Consider the following 19,219-nt stretch of genomic DNA (forward strand, 5'->3'; position numbering starts at 1 on the left):
TACATTGATGGTGGTTTTTCGCTAATACTGAATGATCTGTATTCGCGGAAACTGAAAACCACGACAAGATGGCTCTGCCCGCCATGCGATAGTCAGCACCATCTTCTGATTGAGAATAAAATGTTGATAGGCAAAGTGACCGATCAAGGGGTGAGAACACATGCCGCCATGATGGGATGGATGCACCTGCGTATTCAAACTATTCAAGTCTAAACGAATACCAAGACCTGACGCTTTCAATACCGCCTCTTTGGTGGTCCAGACCCGCAGCCAATATTCTGGATCCTGATCCTGCTGCAGCCAAGTCTGATATTCCTCGGCATGAAACGCATGTTGTGCCAAGGCATCAAAACGCACTTTACGATCCAGTTCTTCGACATCAATCCCAAGATCTTTGACCTGTCCACTCATCGCCAAGGCATAATATTGCTGACTATGGGTATGGTTAAAATGCAAGGTATGCGAACTTAAAAAGGGCTTACCATGTTCATGTTTGGAAAAACTGAGCGTCGTAACATCAGTTTGCAATCGTTCCGCCAACAGATGATTACGGTAGTCCCTGATCTGCTGCTTTTTATAATGGTTAAAGCTGCTTAAATCAGCAAAATCAGTTTTAGGCTTTTCAAGCAGTTGTGCCAATGCCTGAACATGGATTTCAATTTCACGTAGCGTCATTGGCTTAACCGAATCAAATCACTTAAAACTTCACAATATCGCCTTTCAGCGCAACGCTCGCCACTGCCATGCCCTTATAGCATTGATAAGTGGTCGAGCTTTGAGATTCATTTTTCTTAAAATAACTCACGATATTGGTTACTGCATTGGCACCACGCGCTTTCGCAGCTTTGTCTAACTGGATTAATGCTGAACGAAGCACCCAATCACATGACTTTTCTGCTGACTTACCAAAACCATTGGTTTTCTGATTGGTGACGATATCTTGTTCTACTACTTTTCCACCTGATTTGGTGCCTTTCAGATAAAACTTGACCGTTCCATCAAGCGTTCCATCGGCAACTGCACGATCTACCGCCGCTTTAAAATCCAGATTATGCACGGTATCTGCAGCGTGAACAGATGCAGTAAAACCAGCTGTTAATACAGTTGCTAAAAATAATTGTTTGATCGACATTTTATGCCCCTTACTTGTTATGTTGTTCGTTTAAAAATCAAAGAGGTGTTAATCCCACCAAAAGCAAAGTTATTGCTCATCATGATCTCGATCTTACTCGCTCTCACGTGCTGGGTAATATAATCTAAATCACCACATTGTGGATCAATTTCATCCAAATTCAACGTTGGAATCAATTGTCCACGCTGCATCATTTCGATACCCAGCCAAGCTTCAATTGCTCCACATGCCCCTAAGGTATGCCCAAAATAGCTTTTTAATGAGCTAATCGGTTTAGGTCCTAAAATCCTTGCCGTAGCTTGACTTTCAGCAATATCACCTTGATCAGTTGAGGTCCCATGTGCATTGACATAGTCAATCTGGCTGGCATCCAATTGTGCATCTTTCAATGCCATTTGCATGCATTGCCCCATCCGCTCACTATCAGGCTTGGTTACATGCTGCCCATCGGTATTGCTTGCATAACCAATAATCTCTGCATAAATCGTAGCTCCACGCTGCTTGGCATGTTCATATTCTTCAAGAATCAAGCAACCTGCACCTTCGCCAATCACCAAGCCATCGCGTCGTGTATCAAACGGTCGTGGAGATTTTTCAGGATGATCATTCATCCCACTGGTCGCCAATAAAACATCAAAAACGGCAGCACCTGCGGCACTCAGCTCTTCCGCGCCGCCTGCAAGCATCAGCGTTTGTTTGCCATATTTAATCGCTTCATAAGCCTGACCAATCGCCATTGAACCCGAAGTACATGCACTCGAGGTTGGTAAGGTAAGTCCTTTCAAGCCGAAGTAAACCGTCATGTTGACCGCACTGGTGTGAGACATCATGCGGATATAGGTGGTGGCATTGATCTTACTCATGTCTTGATCAATCAACATATTGCCAAACTCGCGCACCGCATCCACACTACCAGCAGATGAGCCAAAAGCCACACCTGCCTCTCCGCTGCTCAATATCTCATGACCAATTAGGCCCGCATCGTGCAAGGCATTTTCAGCACTGATGACCGACATTAATGCAACACGCCCCATACCCCGTGTCACTTTGCGATTAAAATGCTTGGCGACCTGAAAATCTGTCACTGGACCTGCGAGCTTGGTTCTTAAATCTGGATATTGCTCCCATTCGGACATATAGCAAATACCGCTCTTGCCCGCATGGAATTGAGCAAAGATGTCATCCGCAGTTTCGCCTAATGAGGTAATACCTGCCATGCCTGTAACCACAACACGCTTCATCAGATCAGTCCTCCATTGACCGAAATCACCTGACGGGTAATATACGATGCCTCATCTGAACATAAAAATTTCACCACAGCCGCCACTTCATCCACCTGCCCCATACGCTGCATTGGAATCATTTTTAATGCATGTTGTTTGACTTCATCGGTGACCATTTCTGTTTCAATCAAACCAGGCGCCACACAGTTCACGGTAATTTTGCGCTTGGCCAATTCCAAAGCCAATGCCTTGGTTGCCCCAATCAAGCCAGCTTTTGCTGCACTGTAATTCACCTGTCCACGATTGCCCATAATGCCCGAGACCGAAGAAAGCGTCACGATTCGGCCACCTTTGCGTAAGTGAATCATCGGCATGATCAAGGGTTTAAGCACATTATAAAAACCGTCTAAAGAGGTCGAAATGACCTCATCCCAGTCCTGATCAGTTAATGCAGGGAAAGCACCGTCATGGGTAAGACCTGCATTCAGTACCACCCCATAAAAAGCACCATGCTGTTCAACATCTTGCTCTAATACGCTTTTGACATGCTCACGTTGATTCACATCAAATAATAAGTAATGGCTGTTTCGTCCTAATTGCTGAATCTGCTCAACCACCTGAGCTGCTTCCGCCTCCCGTGAACGGGCATGAATGATCACATCAAAACCCGCCTGAGCCAATTGCAATGCAATTGCTTTACCAATGCCACGACTTGAACCCGTGACCAATATTCTTCTATTCATTGTTGTTCCTAAAACTATCATATCAATGTCGATTGATCAGCTGGTTCATAAACACTGAGTAAGGCAGTTATCACCTGCTCAGCAGCAGTAATCTCGCAAGAAAACTGCCCTAAACCTTCATGCAGATATTGCTGTTCAACGCGAATCCTCAAAGTCTGTCCAAGCGCAAAATACGCAAAGGGTAACTGTAGCTTGCGTGTGCCCAACAAAAAACCCAGTTTCGGTGCTTGCTGTAATTGTTGCCCCATCCAACCTGAATAGGCACTAATGGTTTGCGCCATAATTTCAATACTTGTCCAGGTCGGTAAACCCGCTGCCTCACAGAACATTAATTCAGGACGAATGGTCAATTCGGCAATGGCATAACCTTCTTTGACTTCGAGCAAATGATCAATAAAGACCATAGGTTGTTGATGTGGAATATATTCAATCGCATCCAATTTCATTTAGTGCTGCACCCCAAATAACAAGCTGATGTTGCTGCCGCCAAAAGCAAAAGAATTACTCAACACATAACGAATGTTCTCGGTCTGCCGAGCATCTGTGACATAGTTTTGATCAGCAAGCTCAGTATCAATCTCAACCTGTTGATGTAAAGGTAAGCCACTTTGATCTTGTAAGAGTTGGGTACAGATAAAAGCTTCTATCGCACCTGCCGCTCCCAAACAATGTCCCGTTTTATGCTTGGTACTGCTTAAGGGCACCTTCAACTCTTGAAAAACTTGTCGAACAGCCTTGATTTCCATCGCATCATTTTGCGGTGTGGCAGTTCCATGTAAGTTGATATACCCCACCTGCTGTGCTGTTATTGCTGCACTGTCCAAGGCACACTGCATCGCTTTCGCTGCCCCCAAACCCTCAGGATGCGGTGCAGAAATATGCCATGCATCCATCGATTCACCCACACCATATAACATAATTGGTGCAGAGGCTTTGGTCAGTAGAAATAAAGCTGCAGCTTCGCCAATATTAATGCCATCACGATTGACACCGCAGGGTTGGCAAACATCTGCCGATAAACTTTCCAAACTGTTAAAACCATTTAAGGTCAGTTGGCATAAGGTATCTACGCCACCGACCAATACCGCATCAGCTAAACCTGCCTGAATTAAACGTTGTCCTGCGGCAAAGGCCTTGGCGCTGGAAGAACAGGCGGTCGAAATGGTATAAGCCGCCCCTTGCCAGCCGAGATAAACCTGTAAAGCCTGGGCTAGGCAACCCATTTCTTGCGGTTGATGCATCACTTCAATAGTATCATTACCATCAAAATACTGTTTCAGTAATAGCTCACTGTCGGATATCCCCGAGGTCGAAGTACCGATCACAATACTTAGGCGGCTTGGATCAATGCTGGCAATTTGCTGTTGAAGTTTAGTCTCGATTTTTTGCAGCGCAGTCAATGCAAAACGTAGATTACGTGAGTCAAATCGAGCTAGCGATTCAGGTACAGTGTCTATCAATGGCTCTGCATAGCGTCCCACCCAAACTGGACGATCGGCTAAAAACCCTGCTTCCAGTGTCAAGGTATTGTCAGGAGTCGTTAAACCTTCACGAATCTGCTGAATATCCTGACCTAATGCAGAAAGCCCAACACTCACAGGAATCCCAACCGCTTGCAACTGAGATAAAGATTGAGTCATGGTTGCACCCCTTGCCCAGATTGATCACTATTCAAGGTATTTTCGATCGGGCTCAAGGTCATGCGGTATGGTACCTGCAAATTATCAAGCTCAATGCTATTAGCTTGGATTTGAATCGCTAATACCGCCTTTTCAGCAATAAAAACTTGCTGTTGCGTTGCCGATTGTTGTACCCGAACGGCTTGTTGTCCTAATTGAGCAAACTGAGGATAGGTCGCGAATAACAAATCCCGAACCACAAACTCGAAAGGCAATAAACGCATCTGATCAATGCGTTGCTGTACTTTGACCTGCTGCCCATCAAATTGTAATTGAAACAAAGGCTGTCCCGTTAAACCCAAAGCAACCAGACTGAGCTGATGACCTTGCTGTTGCTGATACAGCAAAAAGCTAAAGCTTTTATCCTTCCACTGCACTTCAACTTGGTCTTGCCGTTGATATTGCTGTGCTGGCCAATGGCTGCTTTTCAGCCCCTGTGCATGGGGCGCCAGTTGACAAGCACTCAACAGCAACATGCCACAACATAATAACGTTATCCAGATCCGTTGCATCTTAAACCTCTAAGGCTTTCTCTTGCGCGACGCCTTCACGGCAGTATTCGGCCAAGGTGCTTAACCGGCGTTTGGCATTTTTATGAATCGGATTTTGATCATCCCATGCATAGCCTGCCAGTAATGATGAAACCATACGACGAATGTTGTCATTTTGATTGCTTGCGAATACCACATCCTGAAACTCGCCTTCGTACCAAGACTCAACATAAGCACGGAACACTTTAATCCCTTTACGTAGTGGTAGTTCGTAGGCTTGCATCCAATCCACCTGTTCGCCTTGCAGTACCCGATCAACCAAAGGAATTGCCAGACTGGCAGATTTCAAGGCAATGGTCACACCCGATGAAAATACAGGATCGAGAAACTCGCCTGCATTGCCGAGCAAGGCATAATTCCGACCTGCCAAATGTTTAACATTTGCCGAGTAACCAACCAAAGTTCGAACTGGTGTATCAAATTTCGCCTGTGCCAAGACCTGAGATAATGCAGGATCATCAGCTAGAATCCGTTTCAATAACAAGTCAGGTTCATTCTGAGCGGCATCTTCAAGCTGATAATGATCAAAGAAATCCTGCTCGGCCACCACACCAAAGGAAGCTCGACCATCGGCAAAGGGAATCAGCCAATACCAAGCACGACGATCTTTTTCATGCACGGTAATTAAAATTTTGTCACGGTCAAAATCAGCACGATCACCAATTCCATCTTCAATATGGGTAAACAAGGCACGACGCACTGGGAAATTGGATGGGCTTTCTAAATCTAAAAACTTCGGTAAGAGGCGACCAAAACCACTGGCATCCAATAAAAACTTGGCTTGAATCTGATAGCGCTGCTGCGCCTCATCTAGCACGGTTAAAACAGGGTGTTCTACTTCAACATCGACAGCAACAACTTCATGTCCAAAACGAATATCCGCACCATATTGCTGTGCTTGTTGAGCCAGTAAGTGATCGAAATCAGCTCGGCGCACTTGCCAAGTGGTACCTGGCCCCGCACTGAATTTTTCTGTGAAATCGTAATGACTACGTTTTTCACCACACAAAAATGCCGCACCATTTTTAAACTGGAAGGCGCGGGATTGAACATGTTCCCGTACAGTTTCTAATAAGCCTGCTTCTTCTAGAAACACCATACACTGCGGCAATAAAGACTCACCAATCGAAAAGCGCGGAAAATATTGTTTTTCAATCACCGTGACCGCATAGCCTTTTTGACGGAGCAAGGCTGCGGCTGAACTGCCAGAAGGTCCAGCACCAATAATCACCACATCGGCTGTTTGTATCATCTTCATTATTGCCCCTAAAAATTTAATCTTTTTAATGCTGTTCTAAATTCACAAGATGGTGTTGATCGGCTGGCGTAAGCAACGTTGCATAAACAAATGAAAAGATCACACCCAATAAAACGGTTAGACCAAAACAATGAATCGCATAAGTATGACTCAATGATAATAGCCCAAAGCCCAATAAGGTCGACATCATACACAAAAACAACGCCATGCCAACCACCTGTGGATGATCGTGTCCATGTCGATAGAAAATCGCGTAATCCACGCCTATCCCAATGATCAAGAAGGTTCCCATAATACTGAACAAGTTAATTTCCACACCCAACCAAGCCTGTACAGCAAAGGTACTGATGAGTGCCAAAGTCACAGGCAGAACCAGCGGCATAATCGAACGCTTGCCATAGACCAAGCCCAAACCCAGTGCCAGTCCAAATAAGGCATAGATCAGTAAATGCTGCGCTTGCTGACGATGCTGTGCAAACGCACCAGAGAGAGTGCTCACTGGTTGTTGGAAAGCAATCTGTGCGGATTCAAGTTGCTGCAATCGCTGCGCCTGCTTCACCCCACGAACCATGACCAGACGCTCGGTAGGACTGAGCTGTAAAAATGCCAAGGGATGTTGTTGAAACACCTGTTCTGTGAGTAAAGGTTGCTGCTGCAATTGTTGTTGCCATTGCAGTAGATCAGCAAAATTCAACCCCATGCTTTCCGCATACTTTTTCAGTGCCGTGGCAGGAATCTGCTGAAGTAGTTGCACATTTTGCTGCTGCTGGGCCAAAGGAGGAATCCATTGTCCCAAAGCTTGAAAACCTTCAATTTGTCCCTGAGTTTGCAATTGCTGCAATTGATCAATCAATTGTGCTTCCTGCTGCTCAAGCTCAGCACTGGAGTGCGCACGCACAACAAAATAATCACTGCTTTGCTGCTGAGCAAACAAGGAACGAATATATTGGTCTTCCTGCTTCAGCTTGGTATCCATACTTTGCAAGTTTCGAATATCATCATTGGATTGCAAAGCAAATAGACTGCCTCCTCCAATCAGTAAGATACTCAAAATAAAGCCATAACGTAGTTTTTGATGTTGCTGAAACCATTGTCTGGCCATTCCAATCCAAGCTAAGCGTCGAATTGCAGCTTGTGCATTCAGCGGAGCTAAGCGCGGTAGGAGCAACACACTGGTGATCCAGGCAGCGACCAAACCGACAATTGAAAACACCGCAATTTGTCTAAAGGCTGGAAACGGCGTAAAGCTCAGAAAAATATAAGCCACAACCGTGGTCATTAAGCCCATAAATAAGCTTGGCAACAGCGGTCTAAGAATCCTAAATCCATCCAGTTTAGGGTGCTGCGATTGCATTGCCATAAAATAGAAAGAGAAATCGACACACACCCCGATCAGGCTTGCGCCAAAGACCAAGGTCATCAGATGAATTTCACCGAACACCAGATGCGTCACCGCAAATGCCAGTAAGCTCCCCGTCGATACAGCGATAAATTCAGTGATGAGGGGGCGGAATGAACGAAAGCCAAACCAAACCAACAAAATTAAGCCCAAGGTCGAACCGAGGCCGATGGTCGAGATTTCTTGCTTGGCCGACTGGGTTCCATAATTAGAAAATAAAATGGTCCCCGTCCAATGCGATTGAACCTGTAACTTATTCAGCTCAGGCTGTAGCTGTTTAATCCAAGCGCTGACCTGTTCCTGATAATCAATGTTATAAGGGCTCTGTTTTAATTGCAGAACCAATAAGCGTGACGTCTTTTGCTCATCATGAATGGTTGCAAAACCATCTTCCAGCTCAACATTGCTGGAAAGCTGATTGGCTGCGCTCAACATATAGCGTGGAAACAGCAACAAAGGGTCTTGTTGTAGTGAGGTCGCGGTGATCGGCATCCCGACACTCATTAACTGCATCAGACTTTGTTCAGTCAGTGCCTCATAGTCCTGCTGTTGCAAAAACTGTCGGTCTTGTTGATTCAGCAAACCTGCCCGATGTTGATATAACTGTTTGGAAAACTGCGCTAAATCCAATTGCGGTCGAAGCGGTTGCCACAGCTCACTATGTTGTAGCTTCTGTTGGAACAACTGAGTGGCTTGCGTTAAGGCCTGTTGATCCTGACTTTCTAAAACAACAAAGACCTTTTCATTGAGTTGATCACTCATATATTGCTGTGTTTTAGCAAGCTCAGGATTTTTTTGCGTTTCAGGCAGCAAAGCAAAAATATTGGTCTGGATATGGATTTCTTTTTTGACCCATGCCACCGCCAGCGTAAGCCCAACCAGCGTTAAAATAATTAACCAGATGGCTGTGAATTTATTTTGCCAATTGGAAAAGCGCATCTTCAGCAGCCGTCAGTTGATTCGGTTGAGTGGTTTGATTACGGAATAAAATCGTGGTGCTGTTATTGGCCTGTTCTTGAATTACGATTTTATTGACATACTGCTGCCCCTGCGCATCAATTCTCAGGAACAACTTTTTAAATAGCGCTGATTTAGGTGTTAATGCAATATTCCACCCACTCGGGCTGTAATTGGCGGATAACACATTAAAATTCTTGGCCAAGGCTTTGTCATCACCCGACATCAGTTGCAAAAATAAGCTCGCAACCGAACTATAAGGGGATTGGTCAATCTGAATCTGGCTATAAGTTCGTTGTGTTTTCTGGATGAGTTTCTTTTGGGTTACGATCAAATCTGCTTGCACAGGTCGTTTAATTTGCCAAAGTACCCCATTGGATTTTGCAAAGGTCAGTGTGCCATTGGAAACAAAAGTTTTGTTTAAACTTGCCAACTTCTTTTGCTGTTCAAAATCGGCTCGGATGAGTTCACTTTTAGCAAGCTGATTAAAAATCGTCGCGACCTGATCCGCATGTGCTGATGCTGAAACACTCAAGCTGAACAATACACTAACAACACTGAGTAACAACCAGCAAGTACGCTGTTGTATCGATGCAACAAAGCGATTGCGATTCAGAAAAGCAGAATTAACCATGCGGGTGCTCCTTAAACGCATCCCATGCATTTAAACAATCCAATAAAATTTGCGGTGACTGGAAACACATTTCTCGGGTTTCCATGTTCACAGCCACTTGCGTGGTATAGCCTTTGGTTAAACGTCGTCCAGTGTTTGCATCGAGAATCAGATATTCAATTTTTAACCGGTTTTCCCATTCCTTCAGAATTGCGCGAACTTTAATTTTCTGTTCAAACTCAATCCCCTGTACATAACGCACATGACTTTCAATCACAGGCCATGCATAGCCCGATGCTCTCATCTGGTTATAGTTATAATTAAACTGTTCCAATAACTTACAACGTGCAATTTCGAAATACTTTAAATAATGTCCATGCCAGACCACATTCATGGTATCGACATCATGAAACGGGATTTCAATGATTACATCTGCCTGCATCTGTCGCTCCTAGACCTGTTGCTGGAATTGATTGAACAATTCAAAATTGTCGAAACGATCAATAATCTGTTGTAGTTCAGTTTGTAAAGGACGATCTTCTTGCAGTAATGCAAAACTTTGTAAGGTCCACTCGACAAAGGCCTTTAAAGGCGGGCTTAATTGAGATTCAACACCTTTCAAATGCACGGCTTGCACACTGGCACAACATAAGGCCGCCAGAACCTGCTGCGTCAAGGTAATGACCCGAGTCGCATCTCGGGCAGCAATGGTGCCCATACTGACTTTGTCTTGGTTATGGCATTCGGTCGAACGTGAGAAAATAGAGGCTGCCAAAGTATGTTTCAAGGCTTCTGCGGTCCAAGCCGAAACCCCAATTTGAACCGCTTTAAAACCATGATTCAGTGGTAAGCGCTCGGCACTGGCACCCGTTAAATTACGCGCTAAACCATGATTCATTTTATGGTCGACCAACTGGGCAATTTGTCGGTCCATCAAGTCGGCAATATTGGCAATCATAATCTTCAAACTGTCCATGGCTTGGGCAATATGCCCACCATAGAAATGACCGCCATGTAACACCCGTAAATTCACCGGATCAATCAGCGGATTATCATTGCTAGAATTTAATTCATTTTCAATAAACTGGCGTAACCAGATTTTTGAATCTTCAAATACACCAATAATATGCGGCGCACAGCGTAAAGAATAACGATCCTGTAAGCGTGGACTTTGGTGTGCCGTCTGCACTTCACTGTTCAGCCATTCACGTAATTGCTGGGCAATCTGTTGCTGACCTTGATGCGGTTTTTGGGCAAATAAAACTTCATCAAAATGACTTGGATTGCCTTCTAGGGCCAAGACATTTAAAGCGGTAATCAAGGTACTGGCCAAAGCCACCTGCTCTGCTTTTTTATAATTTAAGCAGGCAATCGCCGTCATCACCGCAGTACCATTCATCAGTGCCAAGCCTTCTTTCGGGCGTAACACCAAGGCATCCAAGCCTTGTTCAGCATAGACTTGCGCAATCGGCACAATCTTACCTTGCGCATAGACATCACGCTCCCCCACCAAAGCACCTGCAATATAAGACAGCGGCGTCAAATCACCACTTGCCCCAACAGAGCCTTCCGACGGAATCACAGGAATGATATTTTCATTCAGCATCCAAACCAGACGTTCCAGCAAGGCCAAAGACACACCTGAATAACCACGTGCAAGGGAACAAAGACGAGTTACCACCACGGCACGGGCAGTGATCAGGTCTAGATTTTCACCTAGACCGCAGCCATGAAAACGAGACAGATGCAAAGGGAGCTCATTGACTTGATGCATCGGAATCTCAACCAGACAAGAGTCCCCATAGCCTGTGGTAACACCGTAGATCACGCCTTCATCCAACAACAGCTGATCCAGAAAATCTGCACCACGCTGAATCAATTCACGCCAAGCTGTTGCTGTCGGCAAAGCCACTTGACGCTGTTGTCGAGCAACCGCCACCACATCTTCAATACTGAGTGGCTGCTCGCCGACAATCAGAACCGGCTTGAGCATTGCTTCACTTTGACTTGCATTCACGTTATTTTGTCCAAAACTGATAAAAATTAAACCATTGATACGGTGCCCGTAAGCAATGTTGTTCTAATACGGCGACATAGGATTGGGTGATCTGTTGCATGCTACTTAATCGGGTTTTGCGCGGTAAATCAACTTGCTCGGCAATCGCATGAATATGCACCTGAAACTTCTGCTGGGCACGATAACAAAACACCGCCAGCACAGGAACTTTGAGTAAATTGGCCAAAATCCATGCCCCTTGTGGTAATACAGCCTCATGTCCCAAGAACTGGATGCTTTGCACTCGATCCGATTGCACAGGAATCCGATCCGCCGCCACGATCACCCACTCACCCTGCTCCATCTTTTCCTGTAACAGCATCGCAGTTTCAATGCCGAGTTCATCCACTGCAATTAAATTGACGTCAGCCTTATCATTAATTTTTTTTAAAAACTGATTAAATTGTGAGGCATGCTTTTGATACACCAGTACATTAATTTTTTGCGGGTGCTCTGACTTTAGCGCCCGTAGTAGCTCAATATTGCCAAAGTGCGACACCACAATAATCGCACCTTTTTGATAGTGTTGCTGGAAGTGCTCATGCCCAAACAATTGCAGTTTTTGCTCAGGAATATGCCCTAACCAGCCTTCAATTTTATCTAAAATGCATTCACCAAACTGCATAAAATGCGTATAGCTATTCATCCAGTTCGGCATTGCTGTAAACGGTGACTGAGACCCTGCAAATTGATGCAAACGTTGTAAATATTGCAGAGAAGCCTGTCGAGCTGTTACCGCAAACAGCCAATACCACATAATAATAAAATACAGTACCACACGGCATAACCAACGTCCGCCACAGCGATAAAATCCAAGCATCAGCATCAGCGGCAACAATCCCCCGCGTTCCTTAATCTGATGCCATGTATCCTGTGAAGTTTGCGGTGTCGTCATCAGTCTGCCTTAAACTTATGCCAAATCAACTTTGGAAAGCGCAGCAACATCCCTGCGAATAATCGCGCGTGTGCCTGACTTAAACCTAGATTATCCCGCCACACATTAAAATGTGACACACCATGTTCAGGATAAATGACTCGTGTAGGCACATTCACAAAGGGGGTATCATCCCATTTTAAGCGCACCAAAATTTCACTATCAAAACCCATTCGAGGTTGAAATTGAGCAGCATTGAGTACAGCTATGGTTTTCGCCAAAGGATAGATCCGGAAACCGCACATACTGTCTTTAATCTCGAAAGACAAACTGTTTAACCAGACCCAGAAATGCGTGACATACCGTCCATACAGACGTTTTTTCGGCACCGAGTCATCAAAGATCGGCTGTCCAATCACCATCGCTTGGGGATGTTGCTGCGACTGCTCGATAAATTTCGCCACATCCTGCCAGCAATGCTGACCATCCGCATCTAATTGCAGCGCATGTGTCATGCCTAATTGAGCAGCATATTGCAGCCCAGTCATAACCGCTTGTCCCTTGCCTTGGTTGGTCTGATGTTCAACCAAATCAACCAATGGATACTGTCCTGCCAGTCGATGTAGAATCGCTGTACATTCGGCATCACTACCATCATTGACAAGGATAATCGGATATTGGAATTGTTCCAGATACTGAACAAGATCAGCAAGATAATGCGGATGATTATATACAGGAATAACAATGCTATAGTTCAACATCAGCGGACTCCTAGACCTGTTCAAGCGCAAACAATAAACGCCCTGAAGCCAAGACCTGTTGCTCTGAGGTCATTTCAAAGCTGATTTTATGTAATTTACGAGTTAATTTTAATTGCACCACCGCATAAGGACGAATCAGGTTTTGAAACTTCAATTGCTCAAAGCCCTGACACCACTGTAAATCAGACCAACTATTTTTCGCAAACTGCTGAATAAAGCCAAGCTGCCCAACACCTGGATAAATCGGTTGAGTTGGAAAATGCCCCTTAAAACATTCCAGTTCAGCGGGAAACTCAAGGCTGAAATACTGCTCATCCTGTTGTTGCCATTGCGATAATACGACAGGCTGTAACATCGGGCTAAATAATGCTTTTAAATAATTTTTATCGCGTTTTGACTGGGTATTTTGTGGAATCTGACTTAAAAAGCGCCACTGTCGCGGAATGGCAATGCTTTCCAGCTGATACTGTAACTGCTGCTTCAACTGTTTGACAAAAGCGGCTTTACCTATCGTCATTAATTGCTGTTGAGCCTCGACACTAAGTACCACAATCGCGGCTAGAATTTGCCGATGCTGATGTTCAAGGAGGAGTGTATGACTTTGCGCTACTTCCAGCAAGCTATTCAGACTGTGTTCAATCGCATCCAGACTCAAGCGCTTTTCTTCCAACTTGATAATGCGGTCCAAGCGACCTAAAAGTTTGAATTGTTTATTGTCGATATTGATCCACTCAGCAGCATCACCAGTGATGATCCAGCCAGACTCCCCCGCATGGTTGCTTTGCACCATAAGTTGGGTGTTTGCAGAAATCTGAATCTCAACATTATTGAATGCCGTCCATGCTGCATCATCATATTGACGATGTGCAATCCCGCCTGTCTCTGAGCTTCCTAGCACTTCAACAATCGGCACATTCAAATGTGGTCGAACACCCGCATCCAATTTTCCACCCGAACTAAACACCATTTCGCACTGCTGCAAGACTAAATCCTGCGTCCAGCGTTTTAATAAAGCTGGACTGGAAATCAAGTAGTTATCCCACCCTTGTTGGGCTAAGCGCTGTTGCGCTTGAATAACATCTTCAGGAAAAGCCAATTGCGGATTAAAAAAATGACGTCCTGTTGCCAACGGTAAAAGCAATTTGAACAGTAATCCATAAATATGCTGGTGGCTGACTGTGGCAATGGCAACGCTTTTTTCTTTGAAATGAAAGCTGCCAGCTAGGCCGATCACTTCATTGAGCAATTGCTTCAAAGTACGTTCAATCTTTTTCGGTTCGCCGGTTGAGCCCGAGGTAAAGAACACGATCTCAGCCTGATTTAAGAAATCATCCTGTTGGATACGAACCAGTTGCGAAAAGCTTTGTTCTACCTTCTCAGTCGCAGGAACAGGCTGACGGCTTAGAAAGTAAATTTGTTGCTGGGCAAATTGTTGTTCTAGATCTCGAACACGATTGGGAGGTAAAATGATTTTTTTATTGGCCAATACGCCTGCAAATAATAACAGTAGAAACTGATAGCTGTCTTGTTCCCACAATGCCCACGTTTCTTGGCTCAGCACTTTGATTGCAGCCGTTTGCTCGGCGACGTCTTGCCAAAAATCGGCATAAGAAATTGTTTTTAATTCAGAAGTAATACACAACGCATTCGTTGAATCAGCATCATGATAAAAAGAAATAGGCATAATATTTTAAGGTGTCGTTTGATTTAAACGTTGATGTCTTTTTCGTAAAATGTACTCACCAAGGAATAATATTCCCATCAATAGGTAAGACACAAAACCATTATAAATGATCCAATATTTCATTGGTGCAAATACCGTTGTCAGTGCAATTACGGCATTCATCGCAAAGAAAAAGCACCACACTACCGTGACTTTCCGTGTCCACACCACGCCAGAGGCTGGCAGATCAGGCTCAACCAGACGTGCAAAGCGCTCAATCATGGACGGTGGTCGATATAGCGTCAGTGCAAAAATGATCAACGCACCGAGACTCATCCCCACAGGATAAAGCTTGAGCCAAGCATGATCTTTTAAAATCAGACTCAATCCACCACAAACAATAGCTAAGCCTGTCAGCGGTAATAGCAAATCTTTTTTGGCGCTCAGCAAGCGACTAATACCCAAAATAATCAATAAAACACTGACCCAGATGAACTGTCCATGTGACAGACTCCATCCAACAATAAAGGGGTATAACACAAAAAATGTGATCAATGCCCCTCTAATGAGATGTCTCATTCAGCAGTCATATTCTGAATGACCACAACAACATCCTGCACGGTTCTGACCGCTTTAAAATCTTCAGGCTTGACTTGCTTGCCAGTCAGTTCTTTAATTTTAACCACCAGATCGACAGCATCAATGCTGTCTACATCGAGATCTTCATATAAATTGGAATCAAGTTGGATATCATCAGGTTCAATTTCGAATAAATCCTGCATCCATTCTCTTAACTTTGCCAGCACCTGCTCTTGAGTTAACATCGATCTACTCCTTAACCTGCTTGCTGTGCTTCAACCAAAGCCACTAAGCTTTGAACGGATTTAAAATGTTGTTTGGTTTCATCTGATTCTGCATTCAAATGAATGTTATAGCGTTTTTTCAATGCCAAGCCCAACTCGAGCGCATCAATTGAGTCCAAGCCTAAACCCTCACCAAAAAGTGGTGCTTCAGTTTCAATATCACTGATGCCAATATCCTCAAGCGCGAGAACATCAATAATCATTTGCTTTAATTCATCAGCAAGATTGCTCATTTTTCGATAACTCATTATTAAAAATTTGATAAAAACCCTGATTCAACTGACGCACCTGTTTCGGTGAAACTTCTGAATCTGCCAAGATATCTTGGACTTCTATTGCATCCAACACCTTAATCTCGATATGAAAAGGCTGTGCGGGCACATGATACCATTTTTCATTTTTGGTTAAGGTCGATGGCGTACATCGAATCAAAACTGGACGTACTGGTACATTGGCACGAATCGCAATATTGGCAGCACCGCGTTGAAATTCGTTCAAGCACTCACCTTTTTCGGTTCGCGTTCCCTCAGGAAAGATCAGTAATGAAGCTGCACCTTGCTGTTTTAATCGAAGTACACAGTCTTCAATAAACTGCTGCGAACCCGCATTTAAAATATAACCCGCACTACGCACTGGACCACGAGTAAACGGATTTGACCACAGTGATTGCTTCACCACACAATTGGCCTGCTGCATCAATCCAATCATCACCACCACATCAATCAAGGTCGGGTGATTGGCAATCACCAACTCTTGGCGGCTATGTTGCAGTTTTTCCAGTCCCTCTACTGAGTAGGTCATGACCCCAAGTTTGACCATCATTTCAGTAAAGCCCTTAAAGCTGTAATGAATGACGTGCTGTGCACGTTGCTGACGTACAACTGGATTGCGGCTGCTTAAATGAACCAAGGGTGCCACAATGGTTGCAATCCCAACCCCACCCGCACCAAAACTTGCAAAGCTGAAACCTGTTGCTGCAACACGCCAAGCATAATTGGCTTTCTGTTTAATCTGATTCAGCTTTAACATTTTTTCCATCTCAACACCGATTGGCCAACTTCTGCAGCCTGCCAAAACTGGTAAAAAGCCAAACTTTCTAATGATTCTGAGCCATTAAGCTGTAAAACTTCCAAATTGGGCTGTTCTAGACTGACGATGCTTGCCAACGCAAATGTGGGAAACTCAACCGCATCAGCATAAACATTTGGCAAGGCTTGATCATATGCCACCACCAACACACGTTGTACGGTAGCTGTTGATTTTAAAACTGCATAAGCCTCGATCAATGCTTCCGTCCATTCACAGCTTAAACTTGTCGAAGGCGTCGCATCCTGACATAGAATCGAATACAAGCCTGCGATCGCATTGTGAACTGAGGTTGAAAATTGTGTTGGTGATGGTGTCTGTTGTTGTAATACGTCTTGAAGAATATCCAAGGTTTTTTGTTCATCCCCATAGCGGGAGGCCCAGACAATATAATCAACACGCTGACCATTTAGGCTTGTCAAAGCACTGCTTAATGCCATTTTTGCCAACGCAGATAAACGGCGACGTTGCATGGCAGGAATCGTGTCCAACGCAGCATAGTTTTGCTGTGCATCAATGAACTGAGGCTGCGTTAGATGGAGTTTCAACATGCCATGCACAATCCAATATGGTTTAAAAAATAATCAATTTGTAGAAATTTTGCGGTGGCATTATAGCACTCAGAAGAAATTTAACAAAAAATAATTTTCATTATATTTCAATGTCTTGCATTATTTATTTTTCAATAAAAACCAAAGATAAGTAAAACTAAATAAAATCACGCATTGTTTATATTAATTAACAAAAATAATAACATCAAAAAAGCCCAAAGCAAACTTTGGGCTTTTGGCATCAAGTGCAGCTTAACGCTTGAATTTCTTTTCCGCTTTCTTGAACTTCTGAACATAACGGCGTTTACGTGCTGCCACACGCTCATCAACTTGTGATTTACGCCCTTCAAACGGGTTCTCTGACGTCTTAAAGTCAATACGAACCGGTGTTCCTTCAAGTTTATAGACTTTACGGAATACGTTTTCCAAGTAACGGCGATAGTCCGCAGGTGTTTTATCCACCTTATTACCGTGGATCACGATGGTTGGTGGATTTTGTCCGCCCATATGCGCATAACGCATTTTAATACGGCGACCACTGATCATTGGTGGCTGATGTGCATCTGTTGCATCACTTAAAATTTGAGTCAGTTTCGCAGGAGAAACTTTTAGGTTTGCAGATTCATAAGCACGGTGAATCGATGGATAAAGCTCACCCACACCCGTACCGTGTAATGCCGAAATCAAATGAATCTTCGCCCATGGAATAAAGTCAAAACGACGTTCCACATCGAGTTTACATTGCTTACGATCATACTCGGTCATGTTGTCCCATTTGTTGATCGCAATCACCATGGCACGACCTGCTTCCAGCGCATAACCAATCAAATGCAAGTCTTGTTCAACAATTCCTTCGCGGGCATCGACCACAACCACCACGACATGGGCATCTTTCATGGCTTGCAGTGTTTTCACGATTGAGAATTTCTCAATCATCTCATCGACTTTACCTTTACGACGAACACCAGCGGTATCGATCAAGGTATATTGACGGCCATCACGCTCATAAGGAATATAAATCGAGTCGCGTGTTGTACCTGGTTGGTCGAACGCAACCACACGCTCTTCACCCAATAAACGGTTTACCAAAGTCGATTTACCCACGTTTGGACGACCAATAATCGCTAAACGCAGACCTGTGTTTTTATTATGTTCTTCTGGATTTTCATCTTCAGGAACTTCAGCCAATACATCTTCAAGCATTTGCTGAACACCACGGCCGTGGCTCGCAGCAACTTGTAATGGCTCACCCATACCCAGTTTATAAAACTCAACCAGCGCAGCCTCAGCATGAACACCATCAACTTTATTGGCAACCAAGTAAACTTTTTTACCCAGAGTACGCAGTTCACGGGCAATTTGTTCGTCTGATGCCAATAAGCCAGCACGTGCATCCACAACAAACACAATGATGTCCGCTTCATGGATCGCCGTTTTTGACTGCTCTGCCATGTATGAATCAATGCCGCCTTCATTCTCACCAATACCACCGGTATCGACAACAATGAACGATTTATTCTGAAAAACCGCATCGCCATATTTGCGGTCACGAGTTAAACCAGCGAAGTCAGCAACCAAAGCATCACGACTTTTGGTGATTTGGTTAAATAGCGTTGATTTTCCGACGTTTGGACGACCAATAAGCGCAATAACGGGTTTCATAAATTAACCTTAATTCAGACGAGCCATCGTTGATGGCATCGTATCAGAAACAGTATGGAAGATTTTGGTGATCAAGTAATCACAATAAAAATTCGGGGTTTTGTTTAAACAAAATCCCCGATCATTCTTTTATTAGCCATAGCTAATT

The 19,219-nt window shown here is 44.2% G+C and carries 21 protein-coding genes; all 21 read right to left on the reverse strand.

Features of this window, described 5'->3' with window-relative positions; translation table 11 throughout:
- Positions 1-21: 21 nt before the first annotated feature.
- Positions 22-675 (reverse strand): 4'-phosphopantetheinyl transferase family protein, encoded by a 654-nt coding sequence (locus V6E90_RS14785; RefSeq protein WP_332605773.1) that lies wholly within the window; start codon positions 673-675, stop codon positions 22-24.
- A gap of 22 nt (positions 676-697) precedes the next feature.
- Positions 698-1,132, reverse strand: coding sequence for a hypothetical protein (locus tag V6E90_RS14790; protein WP_023271351.1), 435 nt, complete (start codon positions 1,130-1,132; stop codon positions 698-700).
- Between the two features lie 17 nt (positions 1,133-1,149).
- Positions 1,150-2,373, reverse strand: a complete 1,224-nt coding sequence (locus tag V6E90_RS14795) for a beta-ketoacyl-ACP synthase (protein ID WP_332605774.1) — start codon at positions 2,371-2,373, stop codon at positions 1,150-1,152.
- On the reverse strand, positions 2,373-3,098 hold the full coding sequence (locus V6E90_RS14800) for a 3-ketoacyl-ACP reductase FabG2 (protein WP_332605775.1): 726 nt from the start codon (positions 3,096-3,098) through the stop codon (positions 2,373-2,375). The genes V6E90_RS14795 and V6E90_RS14800 overlap by 1 nt, the downstream gene beginning before the upstream one ends.
- A 17-nt stretch (positions 3,099-3,115) precedes the next feature.
- Entirely contained in the window at positions 3,116-3,544 is a 429-nt protein-coding gene (locus V6E90_RS14805; RefSeq protein WP_332605776.1) for an ApeP family dehydratase, read from the reverse strand.
- Positions 3,545-4,738, reverse strand: a complete 1,194-nt coding sequence (locus V6E90_RS14810; protein WP_332605777.1) for a beta-ketoacyl-[acyl-carrier-protein] synthase family protein — start codon at positions 4,736-4,738, stop codon at positions 3,545-3,547. It lies immediately after the preceding gene.
- A complete protein-coding gene (locus V6E90_RS14815) occupies positions 4,735-5,289 on the reverse strand; it encodes a DUF3261 domain-containing protein (RefSeq protein ID WP_332605778.1) in 555 nt (184 codons plus the stop codon). Before V6E90_RS14815 ends, V6E90_RS14810 begins: the two co-directional genes overlap by 4 nt.
- A gap of 1 nt (position 5,290) precedes the next feature.
- Positions 5,291-6,586, reverse strand: a complete 1,296-nt coding sequence (locus tag V6E90_RS14820) for an NAD(P)/FAD-dependent oxidoreductase (protein WP_442881264.1) — start codon at positions 6,584-6,586, stop codon at positions 5,291-5,293.
- Between the two features lie 25 nt (positions 6,587-6,611).
- Positions 6,612-8,924, reverse strand: coding sequence for an MMPL family transporter (locus V6E90_RS14825; RefSeq protein ID WP_332605779.1), 2,313 nt, complete (start codon positions 8,922-8,924; stop codon positions 6,612-6,614).
- Positions 8,899-9,576 (reverse strand): LolA family protein, encoded by a 678-nt coding sequence (locus V6E90_RS14830; protein ID WP_332605780.1) that lies wholly within the window; start codon positions 9,574-9,576, stop codon positions 8,899-8,901. Before V6E90_RS14830 ends, V6E90_RS14825 begins: the two co-directional genes overlap by 26 nt.
- Positions 9,569-9,997 carry an acyl-CoA thioesterase gene (locus tag V6E90_RS14835; protein ID WP_004802675.1) on the reverse strand — a complete coding sequence of 143 codons (429 nt, stop codon included), beginning with the start codon at positions 9,995-9,997 and terminating at the stop codon, positions 9,569-9,571. Before V6E90_RS14835 ends, V6E90_RS14830 begins: the two co-directional genes overlap by 8 nt.
- A gap of 9 nt (positions 9,998-10,006) precedes the next feature.
- Entirely contained in the window at positions 10,007-11,548 is a 1,542-nt protein-coding gene (locus tag V6E90_RS14840; protein ID WP_332605818.1) for an HAL/PAL/TAL family ammonia-lyase, read from the reverse strand.
- A 25-nt stretch (positions 11,549-11,573) separates the two neighbouring features.
- The gene (locus V6E90_RS14845; RefSeq protein WP_332605781.1) at positions 11,574-12,506 is read right to left on the reverse strand and encodes an LpxL/LpxP family acyltransferase; all 933 of its coding nucleotides are present in this window, start codon (positions 12,504-12,506) and stop codon (positions 11,574-11,576) included.
- Positions 12,506-13,246, reverse strand: coding sequence for a glycosyltransferase family 2 protein (locus tag V6E90_RS14850; protein WP_332605782.1), 741 nt, complete (start codon positions 13,244-13,246; stop codon positions 12,506-12,508). The genes V6E90_RS14845 and V6E90_RS14850 overlap by 1 nt, the downstream gene beginning before the upstream one ends.
- 10 nt (positions 13,247-13,256) lie before the next feature.
- Positions 13,257-14,930 (reverse strand): AMP-binding protein, encoded by a 1,674-nt coding sequence (locus V6E90_RS14855; protein ID WP_332605783.1) that lies wholly within the window; start codon positions 14,928-14,930, stop codon positions 13,257-13,259.
- A 6-nt stretch (positions 14,931-14,936) separates the two neighbouring features.
- Positions 14,937-15,488: a septation protein IspZ gene (locus V6E90_RS14860; protein ID WP_016540711.1), complete on the reverse strand. Its 552-nt coding sequence runs from the start codon at positions 15,486-15,488 to the stop codon at positions 14,937-14,939.
- Positions 15,485-15,733, reverse strand: a complete 249-nt coding sequence (locus tag V6E90_RS14865) for an acyl carrier protein (RefSeq protein WP_005193178.1) — start codon at positions 15,731-15,733, stop codon at positions 15,485-15,487. Before V6E90_RS14865 ends, V6E90_RS14860 begins: the two co-directional genes overlap by 4 nt.
- 11 nt (positions 15,734-15,744) lie before the next feature.
- On the reverse strand, positions 15,745-16,005 hold the full coding sequence (locus V6E90_RS14870; protein ID WP_005206340.1) for a phosphopantetheine-binding protein: 261 nt from the start codon (positions 16,003-16,005) through the stop codon (positions 15,745-15,747).
- A complete protein-coding gene (locus tag V6E90_RS14875) occupies positions 15,989-16,810 on the reverse strand; it encodes a lysophospholipid acyltransferase family protein (protein ID WP_141669910.1) in 822 nt (273 codons plus the stop codon). Before V6E90_RS14875 ends, V6E90_RS14870 begins: the two co-directional genes overlap by 17 nt.
- Positions 16,795-17,409, reverse strand: coding sequence for a beta-ketoacyl synthase chain length factor (locus V6E90_RS14880; protein ID WP_332605784.1), 615 nt, complete (start codon positions 17,407-17,409; stop codon positions 16,795-16,797). Before V6E90_RS14880 ends, V6E90_RS14875 begins: the two co-directional genes overlap by 16 nt.
- 252 nt (positions 17,410-17,661) lie before the next feature.
- The gene (der, locus tag V6E90_RS14885; protein WP_159414268.1) at positions 17,662-19,071 is read right to left on the reverse strand and encodes a ribosome biogenesis GTPase Der; all 1,410 of its coding nucleotides are present in this window, start codon (positions 19,069-19,071) and stop codon (positions 17,662-17,664) included.
- Between the last annotated feature and the right edge of the window lie 148 nt (positions 19,072-19,219).

This window comes from Acinetobacter sp. ESBL14 (assembly GCF_036668815.1).
GTDB lineage: Bacteria > Pseudomonadota > Gammaproteobacteria > Pseudomonadales > Moraxellaceae > Acinetobacter > Acinetobacter gyllenbergii.

Coding starts and splice junctions, on each gene's coding strand:
- V6E90_RS14785 (WP_332605773.1), bottom strand. CDS start 675: ATGACGCTACGTGAAATTGAAATCCATGTTCAGGCATTGGCACAACTG.
- V6E90_RS14790 (WP_023271351.1), bottom strand. CDS start 1,132: ATGTCGATCAAACAATTATTTTTAGCAACTGTATTAACAGCTGGTTTT.
- V6E90_RS14795 (WP_332605774.1), bottom strand. CDS start 2,373: ATGAAGCGTGTTGTGGTTACAGGCATGGCAGGTATTACCTCATTAGGC.
- V6E90_RS14800 (WP_332605775.1), bottom strand. CDS start 3,098: ATGAATAGAAGAATATTGGTCACGGGTTCAAGTCGTGGCATTGGTAAA.
- V6E90_RS14805 (WP_332605776.1), bottom strand. CDS start 3,544: ATGAAATTGGATGCGATTGAATATATTCCACATCAACAACCTATGGTC.
- V6E90_RS14810 (WP_332605777.1), bottom strand. CDS start 4,738: ATGACTCAATCTTTATCTCAGTTGCAAGCGGTTGGGATTCCTGTGAGT.
- V6E90_RS14815 (WP_332605778.1), bottom strand. CDS start 5,289: ATGCAACGGATCTGGATAACGTTATTATGTTGTGGCATGTTGCTGTTG.
- V6E90_RS14820 (WP_442881264.1), bottom strand. CDS start 6,586: ATGAAGATGATACAAACAGCCGATGTGGTGATTATTGGTGCTGGACCT.
- V6E90_RS14825 (WP_332605779.1), bottom strand. CDS start 8,924: ATGCGCTTTTCCAATTGGCAAAATAAATTCACAGCCATCTGGTTAATT.
- V6E90_RS14830 (WP_332605780.1), bottom strand. CDS start 9,576: ATGGTTAATTCTGCTTTTCTGAATCGCAATCGCTTTGTTGCATCGATA.
- V6E90_RS14835 (WP_004802675.1), bottom strand. CDS start 9,997: ATGCAGGCAGATGTAATCATTGAAATCCCGTTTCATGATGTCGATACC.
- V6E90_RS14840 (WP_332605818.1), bottom strand. CDS start 11,548: ATGCTCAAGCCGGTTCTGATTGTCGGCGAGCAGCCACTCAGTATTGAA.
- V6E90_RS14845 (WP_332605781.1), bottom strand. CDS start 12,506: ATGACGACACCGCAAACTTCACAGGATACATGGCATCAGATTAAGGAA.
- V6E90_RS14850 (WP_332605782.1), bottom strand. CDS start 13,246: ATGTTGAACTATAGCATTGTTATTCCTGTATATAATCATCCGCATTAT.
- V6E90_RS14855 (WP_332605783.1), bottom strand. CDS start 14,930: ATGCCTATTTCTTTTTATCATGATGCTGATTCAACGAATGCGTTGTGT.
- V6E90_RS14860 (WP_016540711.1), bottom strand. CDS start 15,488: ATGAGACATCTCATTAGAGGGGCATTGATCACATTTTTTGTGTTATAC.
- V6E90_RS14865 (WP_005193178.1), bottom strand. CDS start 15,733: ATGTTAACTCAAGAGCAGGTGCTGGCAAAGTTAAGAGAATGGATGCAG.
- V6E90_RS14870 (WP_005206340.1), bottom strand. CDS start 16,005: ATGAGCAATCTTGCTGATGAATTAAAGCAAATGATTATTGATGTTCTC.
- V6E90_RS14875 (WP_141669910.1), bottom strand. CDS start 16,810: ATGGAAAAAATGTTAAAGCTGAATCAGATTAAACAGAAAGCCAATTAT.
- V6E90_RS14880 (WP_332605784.1), bottom strand. CDS start 17,409: ATGTTGAAACTCCATCTAACGCAGCCTCAGTTCATTGATGCACAGCAA.
- der (WP_159414268.1), bottom strand. CDS start 19,071: ATGAAACCCGTTATTGCGCTTATTGGTCGTCCAAACGTCGGAAAATCA.